The following is a 19,065-nucleotide window of genomic DNA, read 5'->3' on the forward strand; positions in this document are numbered from 1 at the left end:
GCCCAAAAACGGCGACCGCCCTCCCGACAGCCCGGCAGGGGCGTGTCAGAAGGGCGGCCCGTCCGTCGGCGACCGGCTACGGCGTCAGTTGTGGCTGTGCAGGACGTCGTTCAGACCGCCCCACACCGCGTTGTTCGGGCGAGCCTCGACCGTGCCCGTGACCGAGTTGCGGCGGAAGAGGATGTTGGAGGCGCCGGAGAGTTCGCGGGCCTTGACGACCTGGCCGTCGGGCATCGTCACGCGGGTGCCGGCGGTGACGTAGAGGCCGGCCTCGACCACGCATTCGTCGCCGAGCGCGATGCCGACGCCCGCCTCGGCGCCGACCAGGCAGCGCTCGCCGATGACGATGCGGACGTTGCCGCCGCCGGAGAGGGTGCCCATGGTGGAGGCGCCGCCGCCGATGTCGGAGCCGTCGCCGACGACGACGCCCGCGGAGATGCGGCCCTCGACCATCGAGGTGCCGAGCGTGCCCGCGTTGAAGTTGACGAAGCCCTCGTGCATGACCGTGGTGCCCGCGGAGAGGTGCGCGCCGAGCCGGACCCGGTCGGCGTCGGCGATGCGGACGCCCTTGGGGGCGACGTAGTCCGTCATGCGCGGGAACTTGTCGACCGAGGTCACCTGGAGGTGCAGGCCCTCGGCGCGGGCGTTGAGGCGCACCTTCTCGATGTCGTCCACGGCGACCGGGCCGAGCGAGGTCCAGGCGACGTTGGCCAGGTGGGCGAAGATGCCGTCCAGGTTCTGGCCGTGCGGCTTGACCAGGCGGTGGGAGAGCAGGTGCAGGCGCAGGTAGACGTCGTGCGTGTCGACCGGCTTCTCGTCCAGCGAGGCGATGACCGTGCGGACCGCGACCACTTCGACGCCGCGCCGGGCGTCCGGACCGACCGCCGCGGCCGCGCCGCCGCCGAGGAGTTCGGCGGCCTGCTCGGCGGTGAGGCGCTCGGTGCCGGACGGGCCAGGGCCCTCGGCGCTCGCAGCGGAGAGTTCGGGGGCCGGGAACCAGGTGTCGAGGACGGTGCCGTCGGCGGCGATCGTGGCAAGCCCGGCGGCCACGGCGCCGGTGGTGCGGGGAGCAGTCGTGTCGGTCATGAGGGCAACCTAACCGGCCGTCGCCCGCGGAAGCGAGCCGGCCCCTCGGGCGTCTCGCGTGCCGGGCGGTACGGGACGCGCCGGGGGCTTTTCGCGAGGTTCGTCCCGGTCACCGACCGTGTACCCGCCCCAGCATCTCCCTCGCGCACTCCTCGTCGTACGGCGCCCCCGTCAGCAGTACCTGGAGGCAGATGCCGTCCAGCAGGGCGACCAGGGCGCGGGCCGTGACCGGGTCCGTGCGGCAGGCGAGGAGGTCGGCGACGCCCTCGGCCCACTCCGCGGCGACCGGGCGCAGGGCGGGGCGGCGCAGGGCGGCCAGGTACAGCTCGTACTCCAGCTCGACGCCGGTGCGGTCGCCGGCCAGCCATTCGCCGAGCACGCGGGCGAGTTCGGCGGGCAGGTCGGCGCGGGGGTCCGCCAGGGCCGGGTGGGCGGCGACCACCTTGGCGAAGCCCTCGTTCGCCTGGCGCAGGGCGGCGACCAGGAGTTCGTCCAGGGTCGCGAAGTGGTACGTCGTCGAGCCGAGGGGCACGTCGGCCTCGGCGGCGACGGTGCGGTGACTGAGGCCGGCGATGCCCTTCCGTCCGACGACCCGGATCGCCGCGTCGATGATGCGCTGGCGCCGCTCGGGGTCGTGGCGCCGGGACATCAGTGCGCGCCGCCCAGGTTCAGCACCACCACGCCGACGATGATCAGTGCGATGCCGGCGGCCTTGGTGACGGTCATCCCCTCGCCCATGAACGTCACCCCGATCGCGGCGATGGCGGCGGTGCCCACGCCGGCCCAGATGGCGTACGCGGTGCCGACGGCGAGGACCTTCAGGGTCTGGGCGAGCAGCGCGAAGGAGAGCACGTACGCGAGCGCCGTCAGCAGTGAGGGGCCCAGCCTGCTGAAGCCCTCGCTGTACTTCATGGCGGTGGTCCCGGCGACCTCGGCGGCGATGGCTCCGGCCAGGAGCAGATATCCCATGTGTACGAGCGTACATAACGGAGCCCCGAGAGGCTCCCCGGACACAGAAACGGCGACACCCGGTGGGTGTCGCCGTTCTCGTTGTGTACCGCGGTGTCTACGCGGCAGCGGTGTGCCTCAGACGTTGAACCCCAGCGCGCGCAGCTGCTCGCGGCCGTCGTCCGTGATCTTGTCCGGGCCCCACGGCGGCATCCAGACCCAGTTGATCCGCAGCTCGTTGACGATGCCGTCCGTGGCGGACTTGGCCTGGTCCTCGATCACGTCGGTCAGCGGACAGGCCGCCGACGTCAGGGTCATGTCGATGGTCGCGATGTTCGCGTCGTCGATGTGGACGCCGTAGATCAGGCCCAGATTGACCACGTCGATGCCCAGCTCGGGGTCCACGACGTCCAGCAGGGCCTCGCGGACCTCCTCCTCGGAGGCCGGCTTCATTTCCACGGTCTCACTCATGCCGTCGTCTCCTTCTCGGCGTCGGCGCCGTCCAGTGCCTGGGACGTCGCGTCCTTCCAGGCCATCCAGCTCAGCAGGGCGCACTTGACCCGGGCCGGGTACTTCGAGACCCCGGCGAACGCGACCGCGTCCTCCAGGACCTCCTCCATCGCGTCGTCCGGCTCGATCCTGCCCTTGGACTGCATCAGCTCCAGGAAGGTCTCCTGGATCCGCTGCGCCTGGGCGAGGTCCTTGCCGACCAGCAGGTCGTTCAGCACGGAGGCGCTCGCCTGGCTGATCGAGCAGCCCTGGCCCTCGTAGCTGACGTCGCTGACCGTCGTGCCGTCGTACTTCACGCGCAGCGTGATCTCGTCGCCGCACGTCGGGTTGACGTGGTGCACCTCGGCGTCGCCGTCCCTCAGACCACGCCCGTGCGGGTTCTTGTAGTGGTCCAGGATGACTTCCTGGTACATGGAGTCCAGCTTCATGCTCTTCGCTCGTCCCGTCAGCCGAAGAAGTTCCGTACGTGCTCCAGGCCGTCGACCAGTGCGTCGATCTCGGCCGGCGTGGAGTACAGATAGAACGACGCTCGCGTGGTCGCAGGAATTCCGTAGCGCAGGCAGACGGGGCGGGCGCAGTGGTGGCCGACCCGGACCGCGATGCCCTGCTCGTCGAGGACCTGGCCCACGTCGTGGGGGTGGATGTCGCCGAGCGCGAAGCTGATCGCCGCGCCGCGTTCCTCGGCCGTCGTCGGGCCGATGATGCGCAGGTCCGGGACCTCCAGCAGGCGCTTCACCGCGTACTCGGTCAGCGCGTGCTCGTGGGCCAGGATCTTGTCCATGCCGATCGAGCCGAGATAGTCGATCGCCGCGCCCAGGCCCACCGCCTGCGCGATCGGGGGCGTGCCCGCCTCGAACTTGTGGGGGGCCGGGGCGTAGGTCGAGGAGTGCATCGAGACCGTCTCGATCATCTCGCCGCCGCCGAGGAAGGGCGGGAGGTCCTCCAGCAGTTCCTGGCGGCCCCACAGGACGCCGATGCCCGTCGGGCCGCACATCTTGTGGCCGGTGAAGGCCACGAAGTCGGCCTGGAGGGCCTGTACGTCCATCGGCATGTGCGGCGCGGCCTGGGAGGCGTCGACGCAGACGAGCGCGCCGACCTCCTGGGCGCGGCGCACGATCGCCTCGACCGGGTTCTGGGTGCCCAGGATGTTGGAGACCAGCACGAAGGAGACGATCTTCGTCTTCTCGGTGATGACCTCCTCGATGTTCGAGAGGTCGAGGCGGCCGTCGTCCGTGAGGCCGAACCAGCGGAGCTTCGCGCCGGTGCGCTGGGCGAGCAGCTGCCACGGCACGATGTTGGAGTGGTGCTCCATCTCCGTGATGACGATCTCGGTGTCGGAGTCCACGCGGTAGGGGTCGTCGGCCCAGCCCAGCATGTTCGCGACCAGGTTGAGCGACTCCGAGGCGTTCTTGGTGAAGATCACCTCGTCGCGGGAGGGCGCGTTGATGAACTCCGCGACCTTGTCCCGCGCGCCCTCGTACAGTGCCGTGGCCTCCTCGGCGAGGACGTGCACGCCACGGTGGACGTTGGCGTTGTAGCGCTCGTAGTACTCGCTGAGCGCGTCCAGCACCTGGCGCGGCTTCTGCGAGGTCGCCGCGTTGTCCAGGTAGACGAGCTTGTGCCCGTCGTGGACCTGGCGGTCCAGGATCGGGAAGTCCTTGCGGATCGCCTCGGTGTCGAGGAGGCCCGGCAGCTGTGTCACTCGGATGCGCCGCCCTTCGTGTATGCCTCGTAGCCCTCGGCCTCCAGCTTGTCGGCCAGCTCGGGGCCGCCCGACTCGGCGATGCGGCCGCCTGCGAAGACGTGGACGTGGTCGGGCTTGATGTAGCGCAGGATGCGCGTGTAGTGGGTGATCAGCAGAGTGCCGACCTCGCCCGACTCGTGGACGCGGTTGACGCCCTCGGAGACGACGCGCAGGGCGTCGACGTCGAGGCCGGAGTCGGTCTCGTCGAGGATCGCGATCTTCGGCTTGAGCAGCTCCAGCTGGAGGATCTCGTGGCGCTTCTTCTCACCGCCGGAGAAGCCCTCGTTGACGTTGCGCTCGGCGAAGGCGGGGTCCATGTTGAGGCGCTCCATGGTCTCCTTGACCTCCTTCACCCAGTGGCGCAGCTTGGGGGCCTCGCCGCGGACGGCGGTGGCGGAGGTGCGCAGGAAGTTGGAGACCGAGACGCCGGGGACCTCGACCGGGTACTGCATCGCGAGGAACAGGCCGGCGCGGGCGCGCTCGTCGACGGACATCTCCAGGACGTCCTCACCGTCGAGCAGCACGGTGCCGCCGGTGATCGTGTACTTGGGGTGACCCGCGAGGGAGTAGGCGAGGGTCGACTTGCCGGAGCCGTTCGGGCCCATGATGGCGTGCGTCTCGCCCTGCTTCACGGTGAGGTCGACGCCCTTGAGGATCTCCTTCGTGGCGTTGTCGGCCTCGACGGTGACGTGCAGGTCTCGGATTTCAAGCGTTGCCATGGGTGCCTCAGGACTCCTGGGTGAGGGAGACGAGCACGTCGTCCCCTTCGATCTTTACGGGGTATACGGGGACGGGGCGCGTCGCCGGAAGACTGTCGGGCTTGCCGGAACGGAGGTCGAAGCGCGAGCCGTGCAGCCAGCACTCGATGTGGCAGTCGTCGACCTCGCCCTCGGCGAGGGAGACGTTCGCGTGCGAGCAGATGTCGTGGATCGCGAACAGCTCGCCCTCGGTCCGCACGACGGAGATCGGCGTGCCGTCGAGTTCCACCCTCTTGGGGGTGTCCTCCTCCAGCTCGTCCGCTCCACAGACGCGTACGAAGGTCATGCGACCGACGCCTCCAGCTCCTCGTCGATCTTGGCGAGCAGACGCTCCTCGATGTCCGCGACGCCGATCTGCTGGACCAGCTCGGCGAAGAAGCCGCGGACCACCAGGCGGCGGGCGTCGATCTCGGGGATGCCGCGCGCCATCAGGTAGAAGAGCTGCTCGTCGTCGAAGCGGCCGGTGGCGGAGGCGTGACCGGCGCCGACGATCTCGCCGGTCTCGATCTCCAGGTTCGGCACCGAGTCGACCCGGGCGCCGTCCGTGAGGACGAGGTTGCGGTTCATCTCGTAGGTGTCGGTGCCCTCGGCCGCGGCCTCGATGAGCACGTCGCCGATCCAGACCGCGTGCGCGTCGTCGCCCTGCAGCGCGCCCTTGTAGACGACGTTGGACTTGCAGTGCGGGACGTTGTGGTCGACCAGGAGGCGGTGCTCCTGGTGCTGGCCCTGGTCGGTGAAGTACAGGCCGAACAGCTCGGCCTCGCCGCCGGGACCGGCGTAGGCGACGCGCGGGTGCAGCCGGACCAGGTCGCCGCCGAAGGTGACCACGAACGACTTGAAGGTCGCGTCCCGGCCGATCAGCGCGTTGTGCTGGCCGACGTGCACGGCCTTGTCGTCCCAGTCCTGGACGGAGACGACGGTCAGCTTGGCGCCGTCGCCCAGGACGTAGTCGACGTTGGCCGCGAGTACCGCGTCACCGGTGTGGTCGATGACGACCACGGCCTCGGCGAAGGCACCCAGCTCGACGACCTGGTGGGCGTAGGCGGTGCCGCCGTCGCCGTGCACGGAGATGCGGATCGGCTCGGTGAGGACCGTCTCCTTGGGGACGGTGAGCACGCCGGCCTTCTCGAACGCCGAGTAGGCCTGGGCGGCGACCCGGTCCACCGGGGTGCCGGCCCTGCCGATGCGCGCGTCGTCACGGCCGACGGTCTCGACGACGACGCCCTCGGGCGCGTCGATGTCGACCTTCACGCCGTCGCCGGTGGCGACCGCGGTGCCGTCGTGCAGCCCGCGCAGCCGCTCCAGCGGCGTGAACCGCCACTCCTCCTCGCGGCCGTGCGGGACCGGGAAGTCCGCCACGTCGAAGGACGCGGGCGCGCTCATGCGCGTGGCGACGGTCGACTCGGCGGCCACCGCGATCTGGCCCGCGGTGGTGGACCCCACGGGGATGTTCTGAGCCTCAGCCATGGCTGTCGGTCTGCTCTCTTCCTACGTCAGAAATCTGGCGACTGCTTCGGGGCGGGTCTTAACCGACCGCGCCTTCCATCTGCAGCTCGATCAGCCGGTTGAGCTCGAGGGCGTACTCCATCGGCAGCTCCTTGGCGATCGGCTCGACGAAGCCGCGCACGATCATCGCCATCGCCTCGAACTCGCTCAGACCGCGGCTCATCAGGTAGAAGAGCTGGTCCTCGGAGACCTTGGAGACGGTCGCCTCGTGGCCCATGGACACGTCGTCCTCGCGGACGTCCACGTACGGGTACGTGTCGGAGCGGGAGATGGTGTCGACGAGCAGCGCGTCGCACAGCACGTTCGACTTGGAGCCGTGGGCGCCCTCGCCGATCTCGACGAGACCGCGGTAGGACGTACGGCCGCCGCCGCGCGCCACGGACTTCGAGACGATGTTGGAGGACGTGTTCGGCGCCATGTGGACCATCTTGGAGCCGGCGTCCTGGTGCTGGCCCTCGCCCGCGAAGGCGATGGACAGGGTCTCGCCCTTGGCGTGCTCGCCCATCAGGTAGACGGCCGGGTACTTCATCGTCACCTTGGAGCCGATGTTGCCGTCGATCCACTCCATGGTCGCGCCCTCGTACGCCACGGCGCGCTTGGTGACCAGGTTGTAGACGTTGTTCGACCAGTTCTGGATGGTCGTGTAGCGGCAGCGGGCGTTCTTCTTGACGATGATCTCGACGACCGCGGAGTGCAGCGAGTCCGACTTGTAGATCGGGGCGGTGCAGCCCTCGACGTAGTGCACGTAGGCGCCCTCGTCGACGATGATCAGGGTCCGCTCGAACTGGCCCATGTTCTCCGTGTTGATACGGAAGTAGGCCTGGAGCGGGATCTCGACGTGCACGCCCTTCGGCACGTAGATGAAGGAGCCGCCGGACCACACCGCGCTGTTCAGCGAGGCGAACTTGTTGTCGCCGACGGGGATGACGGTCCCGAAGTACTCCTTGAAGAGCTCCGGGTGCTCCTTCAGGGCCGTGTCGGTGTCCAGGAAGATGACGCCCTGCTCCTCCAGGTCCTCACGGATCTGGTGGTAGACGACCTCCGACTCGTACTGGGCCGCGACACCGGCGACGAGGCGCTGCTTCTCCGCCTCGGGGATGCCGAGCTTGTCGTACGTGTTCTTGATGTCCTCGGGCAGGTCCTCCCAGGACTCCGCCTGCTTCTCCGTGGAGCGCACGAAGTACTTGATGTTGTCGAAGTCGATGCCCGACAGGTCCGAGCCCCAGTTGGGCATGGGCTTCTTCTCGAAGAGGCGCAGGCCCTTGAGGCGGAGCTTGGTCATCCACTCCGGCTCGTTCTTCTTCGCGGAGATGTCGCGGACGACGTCCTCGTTGATGCCGCGCTTGGCAGAGGCGCCGGCCGTGTCGGAGTCGGCCCAGCCGTATTCGTACTTGCCCAGGCCCTCGAGCTCAGGGTGAGCAGTCTCCGTGGGGAGAGTCATGCGGGGTTCCTCCCGGCCGTGCTTGCAGATGCGTTAGCGGTGTTCGTGGACGCTTGCGCCGCCGTGGGCGGCGCGTGCGAAGTCTTCGGAATGAACGTGGTGCAGACCCCGTCGCCGTGCGCGATGGTCGCGAGCCGCTGTACATGAGTACCGAGCAGCTCGGCGAAAAATTCCGTCTCCGCCTCGCACAGCTGCGGAAACTGCTCTGCGACGTGGGCGACCGGGCAGTGGTGCTGGCACAGCTGCTCGCCCTGTTGGGGATGGGGTGCGCTCCGCGCGGTAGCAGCGTACCCGTCCGCGCTCAGGGCCCTGGCCAGCGCTTCCGTGCGCTTTTCGGGCGGGACGGACTCGACCGCCTTGCGGTACGCGCCTGACTGGGCGGCGATCCGGGCGCGGGCGAAGGCGGCGATCGCCTGCTCCCCGCCCTCCTGCCGACCGATCCAGCGCAGGGCGTCCGCGGCCAGCTTGTCGTACGACTGGTCGAAGGCGTCCCGGCCGCAGTCGGTGAGCGCGAAGACCTTGGCGGGTCGCCCGCGCGTGCGCGTGCCGTAGACCCGCTGCTCACGGGCTTCGACCACGTCGTCGGCGACCAGCGCGTCGAGGTGGCGCCGGACGGCGGCCTGAGTGAGGCCCAGGCGCCCGGCGAGCTCGGCGACGGTCGACGGCCCGTGGTCCAGGATGGAGCGCGCGACGCGGTTGCGGGTGGACCGCTCACCGGTCGCGAGTTCCTCCTGCGGAGCCTCGCCAACGTTTTTCACAACGCCATTGTTGCGTAATTCCGCCGAGGCGGGCAAGCCGGGTCCGGATCTTCGGACGGTGCCCTGCGTCACTTAGGTATACCTAATCTGACCTGCGGAAACGATCTTTGATCGATCAATCCGGTGGCGCCCGTGACCGGCCTGCGGGACACTCCCCGGCATGCCCACACCCCCTCCCACCGGCCCACTCGTCACCCGCGGCACGATCGCCGCCGGGCTGCGCGAGCTGGGCGTGCGGACCGACGACACCCTGCTCGTGCACTCCTCCCTCAGCTCCCTCGGCTGGGTCTGCGGAGGCCCGGTCGCGGTCGTCCAGGGACTGCTCGACGCGCTCGGCCCGGACGGCACGCTGGTGGTCCCCACCCAGACCGGCGACCTCTCGGACCCGGCCCTGTGGAAGAGCCCGCCGGTGCCCGAGGAATGGTGGGCCACCGTCCGGACCGCGATGCCCGCCTACGACCCGCTGATCACTCCCTCACGCGGGGTCGGGGTGGTTCCCGAGACCGTGCGCACCTGGCCGGGCGCCCTGCGCAGCGCGCACCCGCAGACGTCCTTCGCGGCCCTGGGCCCCCGCGCCGCCGAGGTGGTCGCGGGGCACGCGACCGACTGCCGGCTGGGCGAGCGCAGCCCGCTGGCGACCCTGGAGCGGATGGGTGCCCGGGTCCTTCTGCTCGGCACGGGCTTCGAGGCCTGCACGGGCTTCCACCTCGCCGAGTACCGGATTCCGTCCCCGCTGGTGGAGGTGGGGCGGCCGGGTCCGGTGGGCTGGGAACGCGTGACCGAGGTGTCGATCACCTCGGACCGGTTCGACGAGCTGGGCCACGACTTCGAACGCGATCGGCCCGTCGTACGCGGGCGGGTCGGCGCGGCCGTCACCCGGCTGTTCCCGCTGGTGGACGCGGTCGCCTACGCGGAGCGGTGGCTGCCGGTGCACCGGCCCCGCGAGTAGCGGCGCGGGCGGGGGCGACGTGCCCGGTCGCGCAGCCCCCGCACCGCTCACCGGCGCGGGTCGGCGGCGGCCCCGCACGGACCCCGCGCACCCCGCGAGCGACGGCTCACGGGGCCCCGAGCGCCGTACGCCGGCCCCGCCGCAGCCCCCGCGCGGGCCCCTTGAGCGCGCCGTACGCCGGTCCGACGCGGGGCGTTCACCGGCCCCCGCGAGCGCCCCGTACGCCCACCCCCGGGGAGGAGATCCCGCACCCCCGCGCCTGAGCCCCCGTCCGCGTACCTAGACTCGTGACCCATGCGAAGCGAGCCCGTGGTCCAGGTCCAGGCCCTGGTGAAGCGGTACGGCACGAAGACCGCGGTGGACGGCCTCGACCTGGCGGCCCGGGCGGGTGTCACCGCCGTACTCGGCCCCAACGGGGCGGGCAAGACGACCACGGTCGAGACCTGCGAGGGGTACCGCAGGCCCGACTCCGGCACGGTGCGCGTGCTGGGCCTCGACCCGGTGGCACAGGGCTCCGAGCTGCGGCCCCGGATCGGCGTGATGCTCCAGTCCGGCGGCGTCTACTCCGGCGCCCGCGCGGACGAGATGCTGCGGCACGTCGCGAAGCTGCACGCCCACCCGCTGGACGTCGACGCGCTCATCGAGCGGCTCGGCCTCGGCGCGTGCGGCCGGACGACGTACCGCAGGCTCTCCGGCGGCCAGCAGCAGCGGCTCGCCCTCGCGATGGCCGTGGTCGGCCGCCCCGAGCTGGTGTTCCTGGACGAGCCGACCGCCGGCCTGGACCCGCAGGCCCGCCGCGCCACCTGGGACCTCGTACGGGACCTGCGCGGTGACGGCGTCTCGGTGATCCTCACCACGCACCACATGGACGAGGCCGAGCAGCTGGCCGACGACGTCGCCATCATCGACGCCGGCCGGGTCATCGCGCAGGGCTCGCCCGAGGAGCTGTGCCGCGGCGGGGCCGAGAACACCCTGCGGTTCTCCGGCCGGCCGGGACTGGACGTCGCCTCCCTGCTCAAGGCGCTGCCCGCGGACTCCGCGGCCGCCGAGCTGACCCCGGGCTCCTACCGCGTCAACGGCAAGGTCGATCCCCAGCTGCTCGCCACGGTGACCTCCTGGTGCGCCCAGCACGGAGTGATGCCGGACCGCATCTCGGTGGAGCGGCACACCTTGGAGGACGTGTTCTTGGAACTGACGGGCAAGGAACTGCGCTCATGACGACGACACCCACCGGCACCTACACGCCGAAGCCCGGTGCCGCGCCGCTCGGCCGGATGATCGCGACCCAGGCCCTGCTCGAGACGAAGATGCTGCTGCGCAACGGCGAGCAGCTGCTGCTGACGGTGATCATCCCGACGCTGCTGCTCGTCCTGTTCAGTTCCGTGGACATCATCGACACCGGCGCCGGCGAGGCCGTCGACTTCCTCGCGCCCGGCGTCCTGGCGCTCGCCGTGATGTCGACGGCGTTCACCGGGCAGGCCATCGGCACCGGCTTCGAGCGCCGGTACGGGGTGCTGAAGCGGCTGGCCGCCTCACCGCTGCCGCGCTGGGGCCTGATGACCGCGAAGACGGTGTCCGTGCTGGTCACCGAGGTGCTCCAGATCGTGCTGCTGACGGTGATCGCCTTCGCGCTGGGCTGGTCGCCGCACGGCAACCCGTTCGCCGTGCTGCTGCTCCTGGTCCTCGGCACGGCCGCCTTCTCCGGGCTCGGGCTGCTCATGGCGGGCACGCTGAAGGCGGAGGCCACGCTGGCCGCCGCCAACCTGGTCTTCCTGCTGCTGCTCGTGGGCGGCGGCGTGATCGTGCCGCTGGACGAGTTCCCGGACGCGGCGCAGAGCGTGCTGGGGCTGCTGCCGATCTCCGCCCTGTCGGACGGGCTGCGGGACGTCCTCCAGCACGGGGCCGGGATGCCCTGGGGCGACCTGGGAATCCTCGCCGTCTGGGCGGTCGCGGGGCTCGCGGCGGCCGGGAGGTTCTTCCGCTGGGAGTGAGGACGCGCGCGGGGGGACGGGGCCCCCTCGTGAAAGCGTGCACAAGCGGGCGCCTACGATGGACGGCGTGCCAAACGTGACCCGTGCCGACGCCGCAGCCGCCGTGCGCAACCCGCTCGCCTTCATCGCCGCACGCTGGACCCCGGAGCCCCGGACGGTCCGCCGGGCGGCCCTCGCCGCGCTCACCATGGCGGTGCTCATCGTCGTCACCGGCGGTGCCGTACGCCTGACCGGCTCGGGCCTCGGCTGCCCGACCTGGCCCAAGTGCACCGACGACTCGCTGACCACCACCAGCGAGATGGGCTTCCACGGCGTCATCGAGTTCGGCAACCGCCTGCTGACCTACGTGCTGTGCGCCGCGGTCGGCTGGGCGATCATCGCCGCGCGGTCGCAGAAGCCCTACCGGCGCGGCGTGACGCGGCTGGGCTGGCTGCAGTTCTGGATCGTGATGGGCAATGCCGTCCTCGGCGGCATCGTGGTCCTGGTCGGCCTCAACCCGTACACCGTCGCGGCCCACTTCCTGCTGTCGACCGCGCTGATCGCGGTCGCGACCGTGATGTGGCAGCGCACCCGGGAGGGCGACGCGGCACCGCGCCCCCTGGTCGGCAAGGCCGTCCAGCAGCTGGTGTGGGCGCTGATCGCCGTCTCCGTGCTGCTGATCGCGGTCGGCACGGTGGTCACCGGCGCCGGCCCGCACGCGGGCGACTCCAGTGACGTCCCCCGGATGCCGCTCGACTGGGAGACGGTGAGCAAGGTGCACGCCGTGCTGGCGTGGATCGTGGTGACGCTGACGTTCGCCCTGTGGTTCGTCCTGAAGGCGGTCGACGCGCCCAAGGGCCCGCTGGCCCGCACCCGCGACCTGTTCCTGGTGCTGCTCGCGCAGGGGGCCATCGGCTACGTCCAGTACTTCACCGACCTGCCCGAGGTCCTGGTCGCCCTGCACATGTTCGGCTCGTGCGTGATGTGGATCGCGGCGCTGAGGGTGCTGCTGGCGCTGCGCGAGCGGCCGGAGGAGACGGCCGGTGTGCCCGGCCCGGCGGTGGAGGCGACGCTCACACGGGCCTGAACGGCCTCACGTTCCCGGCGGCACCCGCCGGTTCCCGCTCCAGGCCGTACACCCGCCCCGCGTTCCCCGACGCGATCATCCCGGCCACCCGCTGCGCGTCCCCGAGGGACCAGGCCCCCTCGGCCACCCAGGTGCCCAGCACCCGTCCCAGGGCCTCGCGGAACAGGCGGGCGGCGACCACGTGCAGTTCGGGCAGGCCCTGGGCGCCGCTGGAGAACAGGATCTTGCCGAAGGGGGCCAGCTCCAGGATCTCCGCGAGGACCGTCGCCGCGCGGGCACCGGTGCGTACCAGGGCGGCGCCCGAGTCGGCGTAGACGTGCGGGAAGACGCCGGCGAGGTGGGCGGCGTGGCGGTGGTACGGGTAGCCGTGCAGCAGGACCAGGTCGGTGCCGAGGCCGGCGGTGGCCCGCACGAAGTCGGTCAGCAGGACCGGGTCGGTGCGGTCGATGCGCAGGCCGGGCTCGCCGAGGCCCGCGTGCAGCTGGAGCGGCAGCCCCGAGGCCACGGCGATCCACAGCAGGTGCCGCAGGAGCACCGGGTCGCTCAGCTCACCGCCGACCTCGCGTCCCGTCAGCCAGCGGGCGGCGGCGCCGCGCACCTCCCCCGGGCCCGGCGGTTCCGGCGCGAGCGCCAGACCGTGCCGTACGCCCGCGACGGAGGTGAAGGCGACCGCGTTCGCGGCGGCGCCGTGCACGGCCTCGGCGAGGTTGGCGAGAAAGGACTCGACGGTGCCGGAGGTGTCGGCGACCTGCTCGGCCAGCAGTTCGAGGCGCACGATCTCGTGAGCGTCCGCGTCCGCCGCGGACGCCATCTCGGCGGGGCCGGTGAGGTCGCCGGGCAGGCCCGCGTCGACCAGGTAGGTCGTGATGCCGCTGCCGCGCAGCAGCCGGCGGTCGGCCTCCATGACGCCCAGTTCGCGGCGCCGGGCCAGATAGCGGGCGGGCGTGCAGTGCGGTTCCAGGCCCAGCAGGGGCGGGCACCAGCGGCGTACCGCGAAGCCGGTCTGGGTGTCGAAGAGGGTGGTGCCCGGCGCGGGCGGTCCCTCGGTGCGGGCCAGCCGGGCCTCGAAGGTGCCGAGGCCCAGCTCCGTTCTCAGGACGCCGTGGCAGTACTGGTCCACCAGGGACGGCGTTTCGATCATCCGGACTCCCCGTGATGGGACCGTGCGCCTTTTGGCTCGTGCGCCTTGTCGCTCGTGCGCCCTGGGGCACGTGCGCCTTCACGGCTCGCGCGCCTCACGGCTTCCTACGGTCCTAACGGGTGAACCCGGTCTCAGGTGTTGCTCGGCCCGCCCACCTGGATGCCCGCCATGCGCGACCACTCGTAGGGGCCGGTCTCCACCTTGGCCGCGAACTCGCCGTCGAAGTCCTCGTGGACGGTGATCCCGGACTTCTCGACGGCCTTCCGCGCCGTCTCGTAGGAGCGCGCGACCAGGTCGCCCCAGGCGCCGTCCGCGCCGACGAGCACGATCCGGGCGCCGCGCTCACCGAGGTAGGCCACCTGGCCCTCGGCGCCGCCGTGCGCCTTGGAGAAGGAGTCGATCCGCCCGGCCAGCCGGGTCACCCGGCGCTCGGCCCACCGGTCGGCCTTCGTCTCAACCTGCTGCGTGTCTGCCATGACCAGGATGCTACCGACGGGTAGATCGAACGGCGACGGGCGGGGTGCGTGGCCTTGGCCACGCACCCCGCCCGTCGGAGTTCTCGGAGAACGGGTACTCAGCGCAGGAAGGGGTCCACCGCGATCGCCAGGAACAGCACCGACACATAGGTGATGGACCAGTGGAAGAGGCGCATCTCCTTGAGCTTGCCGCCCGTGGCCTCGGCCTTGGCGCGGTTCTGCAGCCCGTGCGCCTCCCACAGCCACATGCCGCCGGCCAGCAGGGCGACCGCCGTGTAGAACCAGCCGGTGTAGCCGAGCGGCGTCAGCAGCAGCGACACGACGACCATCACCCAGCTGTAGATGACGATCTGCCGGGCCACGACCTTGTTGGAGGCGATGACCGGGAGCATCGGCACGCCCACGCGCGCGTAGTCCTCCTTGACCTTCATGGACAGCGGCCAGTAGTGCGGCGGCGTCCAGAAGAACATCACCCCGAAGAGGATGATCGGTGCCCAGGACATCGAGTCGGTCACGGCCGACCAGCCGATGAGCACCGGCAGACAGCCGGCGATGCCGCCCCAGACGATGTTCTGCGAGGTGCGGCGCTTGAGGATCATCGTGTAGACGACGACGTAGAAGAGGAGCGCGCCGAGCGAGAGCCAGGCCGACAGCCAGTTCACGGTGAGGCCGAACAGCAGGGTCGAGACGATGGCCAGCGTGATACCGAAGACGAGGCATTCGGCCGGGCTGACCATGCCGGTCACCAGCGGGCGCTGCGAGGTGCGGTCCATCAGCGCGTCGATGTCGCGGTCGATGTACATGTTCAGGGCGTTGGCGCCGCCCGCGGACAGATAGCCGCCGACGCAGGTCAGCAGCACCAGCTTCAGATCCGGAACACCCTGCTCGGCGAGGAACATCACCGGAACGGTGGTGATCAGCAGAAGCTCGATGATCCGCGGCTTGGTCAACGCCACGAATGCCTTGACACGGGCCCCGAACGGCCGGTGACTCGGGCTCTCGCTCGTCCCGATAACCCCCGCAGGACGGGATTCAACGGCCGTCACGCACACCCCTGACAGAGACTCCCAGCAAGCCCGACCGTGTGAAGTGGCGGTAAAGGGCTCGCGCGTACCACGCCACTTTAGACGTTGCCCATACCTCGGCCTTCGCGGGGGTGGGGTCGTGTTGAGGGGGGTGCTCCAGGACGCATGCGAGGGGGTGCTCCGACGTGCGTTCGGGGAGTCGATTGAGCGGTCAGATGAGCGGCTCCGTATTCACTTGCCGAATGCGGTTTCGCCCAGTCGACAGGCGGATCCAGGAGAGTCCCGGCAGTCTGGTTTCCAGCGGAAAAACGCACGTACTTACGGGGGTAGGCTCAACAACGGCCGGCCGACTCAGGACGCGCCGGCAGCCGGTGGGCGCCCACGTGCACCGGCATCCGACATGTGGAGAGGAGCCCTGACTCAGGGTGAGCACCAAGCCGACCACCACAGACCTCGAGTGGACCGAACTGGACCAGCGGGCCGTGGACACCGCCCGCGTCCTGGCCGCCGATGCCGTACAGAAGGTTGGCAACGGCCATCCGGGTACGGCGATGAGCCTGGCGCCCGCCGCCTACACCCTCTTCCAGAAGGTGATGCGGCACGACCCCGCCGACGCGAACTGGGTCGGACGCGACCGTTTCGTGCTGTCCGCCGGCCACTCGTCGCTGACCCTCTACACCCAGCTCTACCTGGCCGGCTTCGGCCTGGAGCTGGCGGACCTGGAGTCCTTCCGCACGTGGGGCTCCAAGACCCCGGGCCACCCCGAGTACGGCCACACCACGGGCGTGGAGACGACGACCGGCCCGCTCGGTCAGGGTGTCGCCAACGCGGTGGGCATGGCGATGGCCGCCCGCTACGAGCGCGGCCTGTTCGACCCGGAGGCCGCCGAGGGCGAGTCCCCGTTCGACCACTTCATCTACTGCATCGCCGGTGACGGCTGCCTCCAGGAGGGCATCTCCGCCGAGGCCTCCTCCCTCGCGGGCCACCAGAAGCTCGGCAACCTGGTCCTGCTGTGGGACGACAACCACATCTCGATCGAGGGCGACACCGAGACCGCCGTCTCCGAGGACACCTGCAAGCGGTACGAGGCGTACGGCTGGCACGTGCAGCGCGTCGCCCCGAAGCCGGACGGCGACCTGGACCCGAACGCGCTCTACGACGCGATCGAGGCGGCGAAGAAGGTCACCGACCGGCCGTCCTTCATCGCCATGCGCTCGATCATCGCCTGGCCCGCCCCGAACGCCCAGAACACCGAGGCCGCGCACGGCTCGGCGCTCGGCGACGACGAGGTCGCGGCGACCAAGCGGGTCCTGGGCTTCGACCCGGAGAAGTCCTTCGAGGTCTCCGACGAGGTCATCGGCCACACCCGGCAGGCGCTGGAGCGGGGCCAGGCGGCCCGCGCGGTGTGGGAGAAGTCCTTCCAGCAGTGGCGGGACAACAACCCCGACCGCGCCGCCGAGTACGAGCGGGTCGCCAAGGGCGAGCTGCCCAAGGGCTGGGAGGAGAAGATCCCGGTCTTCGAGACGGGCAAGGGCGTCGCCACCCGCGCCGCGTCCGGCAAGGTCCTCCAGGCGCTCGGCGCGGTCGTCCCCGAGCTGTGGGGCGGCTCGGCCGACCTGGCCGGCTCGAACAACACGACGATCGACAAGACGTCGTCCTTCCTCCCGGCGGACAACCCGCTGCCCGAGGCGGACCCGTACGGCCGCACGATCCACTTCGGTATCCGCGAGCACGCGATGGCCGCGGAGATGAACGGCATCGCGCTGCACGGCAACACCCGCATCTACGGCGGAACGTTCCTGGTCTTCTCGGACTACATGCGCAACGCCGTCCGTCTGTCGGCGCTGATGCACCTGCCGGTGACGTACGTGTGGACGCACGACTCCATCGGTCTGGGCGAGGACGGCCCGACCCACCAGCCCGTCGAGCACCTCGCCTCGCTGCGCGCCATCCCGGGTCTGAACGTGGTCCGCCCGGCGGACGCCAACGAGACCGCGATCGCCTGGCGCGAGATCCTGGGGCGCTGGACGAAGGAGTTCGGCAAGGGCCAGCCGCACGGCCTGGCGCTGACCCGTCAGGGTGTGCCGACGTACGAGGCGAACGAGGACGCGGCCAAGGGCGGCTACGTGCTGTTCGAGGCGGAGGGCGGCGACGCCGAGGTCCTCCTCATCGCCACCGGTTCCGAGGTACACGTCGCCGTGGAGGCGCGCGAGCGGCTCCAGGCCGACGGTGTGCCGACCCGCGTGGTGTCCATGCCGTCCGTCGAGTGGTTCGAGCAGCAGGACCAGGGGTACCGGGACAGCGTCCTGCCCCCGTCCGTGCGGGCCCGTGTCGCGGTGGAGGCCGGGATCGGCCTCACCTGGCACAAGTACGTGGGGGACGCCGGCCGCATCGTTTCCCTGGAGCACTTCGGTGCTTCGGCGGACGGCAAGGTGCTCTTCCGCGAGTTCGGCTTCACTGCCGAGAACGTGGCCGCCGCCGCCCGGGAATCGCTGACCGCAGCCCAGCGCTGACGCTGACACACGACACGTAGGAGATGCATTTTCCATGACAGACGCACTCAAGCGCCTCTCCGATGAAGGCGTCGCGATCTGGCTGGACGACCTGTCGCGCAAGCGGATCACGTCCGGCAACCTCGCCGAGCTGATCGACCAGCAGCACGTCGTGGGCGTCACCACCAACCCGTCGATCTTCCAGAAGGCGATCTCCCAGGGCGACGGCTACGACCAGCAGCTCTCCGACCTCGCCTTCCGCAAGGTCACGGTCGAAGAGGCCATCCGCATGATCACCACGGCGGACGTCCGCGACGCCGCCGACATCCTGCGCCCCGTCTTCGACGCCACCGGCGGCAAGGACGGCCGGGTCTCCATCGAGGTCGACCCGCGCCTCGCGCACAACACCAAGGCGACGGTCGCCGAGGCCAAGCAGCTCGCCTGGCTGGTGGACCGGCCCAACACGCTGATCAAGATCCCGGCGACCGAGGCCGGTATCCCGGCGATCGCCGAGACGATCGGTCTGGGCATCAGCGTCAACGTCACGCTGATCTTCTCGCTGGAGCGCTACCGCCTGGTCATGGACGCCTTCCTCACCGGCCTGGAGAAGGCCAAGGAACGCGGCCTGGACCTCTCGCAGATCCACTCCGTGGCGTCCTTCTTCGTGTCCCGCGTGGACACCGAGATCGACAAGCGGATCGACGCGCTCGGCACCGACGAGGCCAAGGCGCTGCGCGGTAAGGCCGCCGTCGCCAACGCCCGGCTCGCCTACCAGGCGTACGAGGAGATCTTCTCCTCCGACCGCTGGAACGCCCTGGAGAAGGCCGGTGCCAACAAGCAGCGTCCGCTGTGGGCGTCGACCGGCGTGAAGGACAAGGCGTACAGCGACACCATGTACGTCACCGACCTGGTCGCGCCCAACACGGTGAACACCATGCCGGAGGCGACCCTGTTCGCCACCGAGGACCACGGCGAGATCACCGGCAACACCGTCGCCGGCACCTACGAGCAGGCCCGAGCCGACCTCGACGCGGTCGAGAAGCTCGGGATCGGCTACGACGAGGTGGTCCAGCTGCTGGAGAAGGAGGGCGTCGACAAGTTCGAGGACTCCTGGAACGACCTGCTGAAGTCGACCGAGGCGGAGCTGAAGCGCCTCGCCCCCTCGGAGGGCTAG

20 protein-coding genes are annotated in these 19,065 nt (G+C 70.5%); 6 read left to right on the top strand and 14 right to left on the bottom strand.

What is annotated here, in order from left to right; genetic code table 11:
• Positions 1-84 precede the first annotated feature (84 nt).
• From dapD to ACIQ6R_RS08665, 11 genes are all read right to left on the bottom strand, one after another.
• Positions 85-1,086, bottom strand: a complete 1,002-nt coding sequence (gene dapD / locus ACIQ6R_RS08615) for a 2,3,4,5-tetrahydropyridine-2,6-dicarboxylate N-succinyltransferase (RefSeq protein WP_404219778.1) — start codon at positions 1,084-1,086, stop codon at positions 85-87.
• 109 nt (positions 1,087-1,195) lie between these two features.
• The gene (locus tag ACIQ6R_RS08620; RefSeq protein ID WP_404185488.1) at positions 1,196-1,735 is read right to left on the bottom strand and encodes a TetR/AcrR family transcriptional regulator; all 540 of its coding nucleotides are present in this window, start codon (positions 1,733-1,735) and stop codon (positions 1,196-1,198) included.
• Positions 1,735-2,055, bottom strand: a complete 321-nt coding sequence (locus tag ACIQ6R_RS08625) for a DMT family transporter (protein ID WP_404185491.1) — start codon at positions 2,053-2,055, stop codon at positions 1,735-1,737. The genes ACIQ6R_RS08620 and ACIQ6R_RS08625 overlap by 1 nt, the downstream gene beginning before the upstream one ends.
• Positions 2,056-2,172: 117 nt before the next feature.
• Positions 2,173-2,505 carry a metal-sulfur cluster assembly factor gene (locus ACIQ6R_RS08630; RefSeq protein WP_055416328.1) on the bottom strand — a complete coding sequence of 111 codons (333 nt, stop codon included), beginning with the start codon at positions 2,503-2,505 and terminating at the stop codon, positions 2,173-2,175.
• Positions 2,502-2,972 carry a Fe-S cluster assembly sulfur transfer protein SufU gene (sufU, locus tag ACIQ6R_RS08635; protein ID WP_404185494.1) on the bottom strand — a complete coding sequence of 157 codons (471 nt, stop codon included), beginning with the start codon at positions 2,970-2,972 and terminating at the stop codon, positions 2,502-2,504. The genes ACIQ6R_RS08630 and sufU overlap by 4 nt, the downstream gene beginning before the upstream one ends.
• Before the next feature lie 17 nt (positions 2,973-2,989).
• Entirely contained in the window at positions 2,990-4,246 is a 1,257-nt protein-coding gene (locus ACIQ6R_RS08640; RefSeq protein ID WP_404185497.1) for a cysteine desulfurase, read from the bottom strand.
• Entirely contained in the window at positions 4,243-5,007 is a 765-nt protein-coding gene (gene sufC, locus ACIQ6R_RS08645) for a Fe-S cluster assembly ATPase SufC (protein WP_404185500.1), read from the bottom strand. Before sufC ends, ACIQ6R_RS08640 begins: the two co-directional genes overlap by 4 nt.
• Positions 5,008-5,014: 7 nt before the next feature.
• Complete coding sequence (locus ACIQ6R_RS08650; RefSeq protein WP_003976896.1) at positions 5,015-5,332, bottom strand: non-heme iron oxygenase ferredoxin subunit; 318 nt, start codon at positions 5,330-5,332, stop codon at positions 5,015-5,017.
• A complete protein-coding gene (gene sufD / locus ACIQ6R_RS08655) occupies positions 5,329-6,513 on the bottom strand; it encodes a Fe-S cluster assembly protein SufD (protein ID WP_404219780.1) in 1,185 nt (394 codons plus the stop codon). The genes ACIQ6R_RS08650 and sufD overlap by 4 nt, the downstream gene beginning before the upstream one ends.
• A 58-nt stretch (positions 6,514-6,571) precedes the next feature.
• Positions 6,572-7,993, bottom strand: a complete 1,422-nt coding sequence (sufB, locus tag ACIQ6R_RS08660) for a Fe-S cluster assembly protein SufB (protein WP_003976894.1) — start codon at positions 7,991-7,993, stop codon at positions 6,572-6,574.
• Positions 7,990-8,751 (bottom strand): helix-turn-helix transcriptional regulator, encoded by a 762-nt coding sequence (locus ACIQ6R_RS08665; protein ID WP_404219781.1) that lies wholly within the window; start codon positions 8,749-8,751, stop codon positions 7,990-7,992. The genes sufB and ACIQ6R_RS08665 overlap by 4 nt, the downstream gene beginning before the upstream one ends.
• 160 nt (positions 8,752-8,911) lie before the next feature.
• Between ACIQ6R_RS08665 and ACIQ6R_RS08670 the strand changes: the two genes are divergently transcribed.
• The 4 genes from ACIQ6R_RS08670 to ACIQ6R_RS08685 all read left to right on the top strand — a co-directional run bounded on the left by ACIQ6R_RS08670 (position 8,912) and on the right by ACIQ6R_RS08685 (position 12,757).
• Positions 8,912-9,700: an aminoglycoside N(3)-acetyltransferase gene (locus ACIQ6R_RS08670; protein WP_404219783.1), complete on the top strand. Its 789-nt coding sequence runs from the start codon at positions 8,912-8,914 to the stop codon at positions 9,698-9,700.
• 294 nt (positions 9,701-9,994) lie between these two features.
• Positions 9,995-10,918 (top strand): ABC transporter ATP-binding protein, encoded by a 924-nt coding sequence (locus tag ACIQ6R_RS08675; RefSeq protein WP_404185513.1) that lies wholly within the window; start codon positions 9,995-9,997, stop codon positions 10,916-10,918.
• A complete protein-coding gene (locus tag ACIQ6R_RS08680; protein ID WP_404219785.1) occupies positions 10,915-11,691 on the top strand; it encodes an ABC transporter permease in 777 nt (258 codons plus the stop codon). The genes ACIQ6R_RS08675 and ACIQ6R_RS08680 overlap by 4 nt, the downstream gene beginning before the upstream one ends.
• Positions 11,692-11,749: 58 nt before the next feature.
• Positions 11,750-12,757 (top strand): heme A synthase, encoded by a 1,008-nt coding sequence (locus ACIQ6R_RS08685; RefSeq protein ID WP_404185519.1) that lies wholly within the window; start codon positions 11,750-11,752, stop codon positions 12,755-12,757.
• Here ACIQ6R_RS08685 and ACIQ6R_RS08690 read toward each other — a convergent pair.
• From ACIQ6R_RS08690 to ACIQ6R_RS08700, 3 genes are all read right to left on the bottom strand, one after another.
• Entirely contained in the window at positions 12,744-13,898 is a 1,155-nt protein-coding gene (locus tag ACIQ6R_RS08690) for an amidohydrolase family protein (RefSeq protein ID WP_404219787.1), read from the bottom strand. The genes ACIQ6R_RS08685 and ACIQ6R_RS08690 overlap by 14 nt on opposite strands.
• Before the next feature lie 131 nt (positions 13,899-14,029).
• Entirely contained in the window at positions 14,030-14,374 is a 345-nt protein-coding gene (locus ACIQ6R_RS08695) for a hypothetical protein (RefSeq protein ID WP_404185525.1), read from the bottom strand.
• Between the two features lie 98 nt (positions 14,375-14,472).
• Positions 14,473-15,426 (bottom strand): heme o synthase, encoded by a 954-nt coding sequence (locus ACIQ6R_RS08700; RefSeq protein WP_404173816.1) that lies wholly within the window; start codon positions 15,424-15,426, stop codon positions 14,473-14,475.
• Positions 15,427-15,824: 398 nt separating this feature from the next.
• On the opposite strand from ACIQ6R_RS08700, the gene tkt reads away from it, so the two are divergent.
• Complete coding sequence (gene tkt / locus ACIQ6R_RS08705) at positions 15,825-17,912, top strand: transketolase (RefSeq protein ID WP_404219789.1); 2,088 nt, start codon at positions 15,825-15,827, stop codon at positions 17,910-17,912.
• Between the two features lie 34 nt (positions 17,913-17,946).
• Complete coding sequence (tal, locus tag ACIQ6R_RS08710; RefSeq protein WP_404219791.1) at positions 17,947-19,065, top strand: transaldolase; 1,119 nt, start codon at positions 17,947-17,949, stop codon at positions 19,063-19,065.

Source organism: Streptomyces sp. NPDC096048 (assembly GCF_044763415.1).
Lineage (GTDB): Bacteria > Actinomycetota > Actinomycetes > Streptomycetales > Streptomycetaceae > Streptomyces.

Bases quoted from the DNA above. Each gene is read 5' to 3' on its own strand.
- sufU (WP_404185494.1), bottom strand. From the start codon at position 2,972: ATGAAGCTGGACTCCATGTACCAGGAAGTCATCCTGGACCACTACAAG.
- tal (WP_404219791.1), top strand. From the start codon at position 17,947: ATGACAGACGCACTCAAGCGCCTCTCCGATGAAGGCGTCGCGATCTGG.
- ACIQ6R_RS08695 (WP_404185525.1), bottom strand. From the start codon at position 14,374: ATGGCAGACACGCAGCAGGTTGAGACGAAGGCCGACCGGTGGGCCGAG.
- sufB (WP_003976894.1), bottom strand. From the start codon at position 7,993: ATGACTCTCCCCACGGAGACTGCTCACCCTGAGCTCGAGGGCCTGGGC.
- ACIQ6R_RS08690 (WP_404219787.1), bottom strand. From the start codon at position 13,898: ATGATCGAAACGCCGTCCCTGGTGGACCAGTACTGCCACGGCGTCCTG.
- ACIQ6R_RS08680 (WP_404219785.1), top strand. From the start codon at position 10,915: ATGACGACGACACCCACCGGCACCTACACGCCGAAGCCCGGTGCCGCG.
- ACIQ6R_RS08620 (WP_404185488.1), bottom strand. From the start codon at position 1,735: ATGTCCCGGCGCCACGACCCCGAGCGGCGCCAGCGCATCATCGACGCG.
- sufD (WP_404219780.1), bottom strand. From the start codon at position 6,513: ATGGCTGAGGCTCAGAACATCCCCGTGGGGTCCACCACCGCGGGCCAG.
- dapD (WP_404219778.1), bottom strand. From the start codon at position 1,086: ATGACCGACACGACTGCTCCCCGCACCACCGGCGCCGTGGCCGCCGGG.
- ACIQ6R_RS08630 (WP_055416328.1), bottom strand. From the start codon at position 2,505: ATGAGTGAGACCGTGGAAATGAAGCCGGCCTCCGAGGAGGAGGTCCGC.
- ACIQ6R_RS08675 (WP_404185513.1), top strand. From the start codon at position 9,995: ATGCGAAGCGAGCCCGTGGTCCAGGTCCAGGCCCTGGTGAAGCGGTAC.
- ACIQ6R_RS08650 (WP_003976896.1), bottom strand. From the start codon at position 5,332: ATGACCTTCGTACGCGTCTGTGGAGCGGACGAGCTGGAGGAGGACACC.
- ACIQ6R_RS08670 (WP_404219783.1), top strand. From the start codon at position 8,912: ATGCCCACACCCCCTCCCACCGGCCCACTCGTCACCCGCGGCACGATC.
- sufC (WP_404185500.1), bottom strand. From the start codon at position 5,007: ATGGCAACGCTTGAAATCCGAGACCTGCACGTCACCGTCGAGGCCGAC.
- ACIQ6R_RS08625 (WP_404185491.1), bottom strand. From the start codon at position 2,055: ATGGGATATCTGCTCCTGGCCGGAGCCATCGCCGCCGAGGTCGCCGGG.
- ACIQ6R_RS08685 (WP_404185519.1), top strand. From the start codon at position 11,750: ATGGACGGCGTGCCAAACGTGACCCGTGCCGACGCCGCAGCCGCCGTG.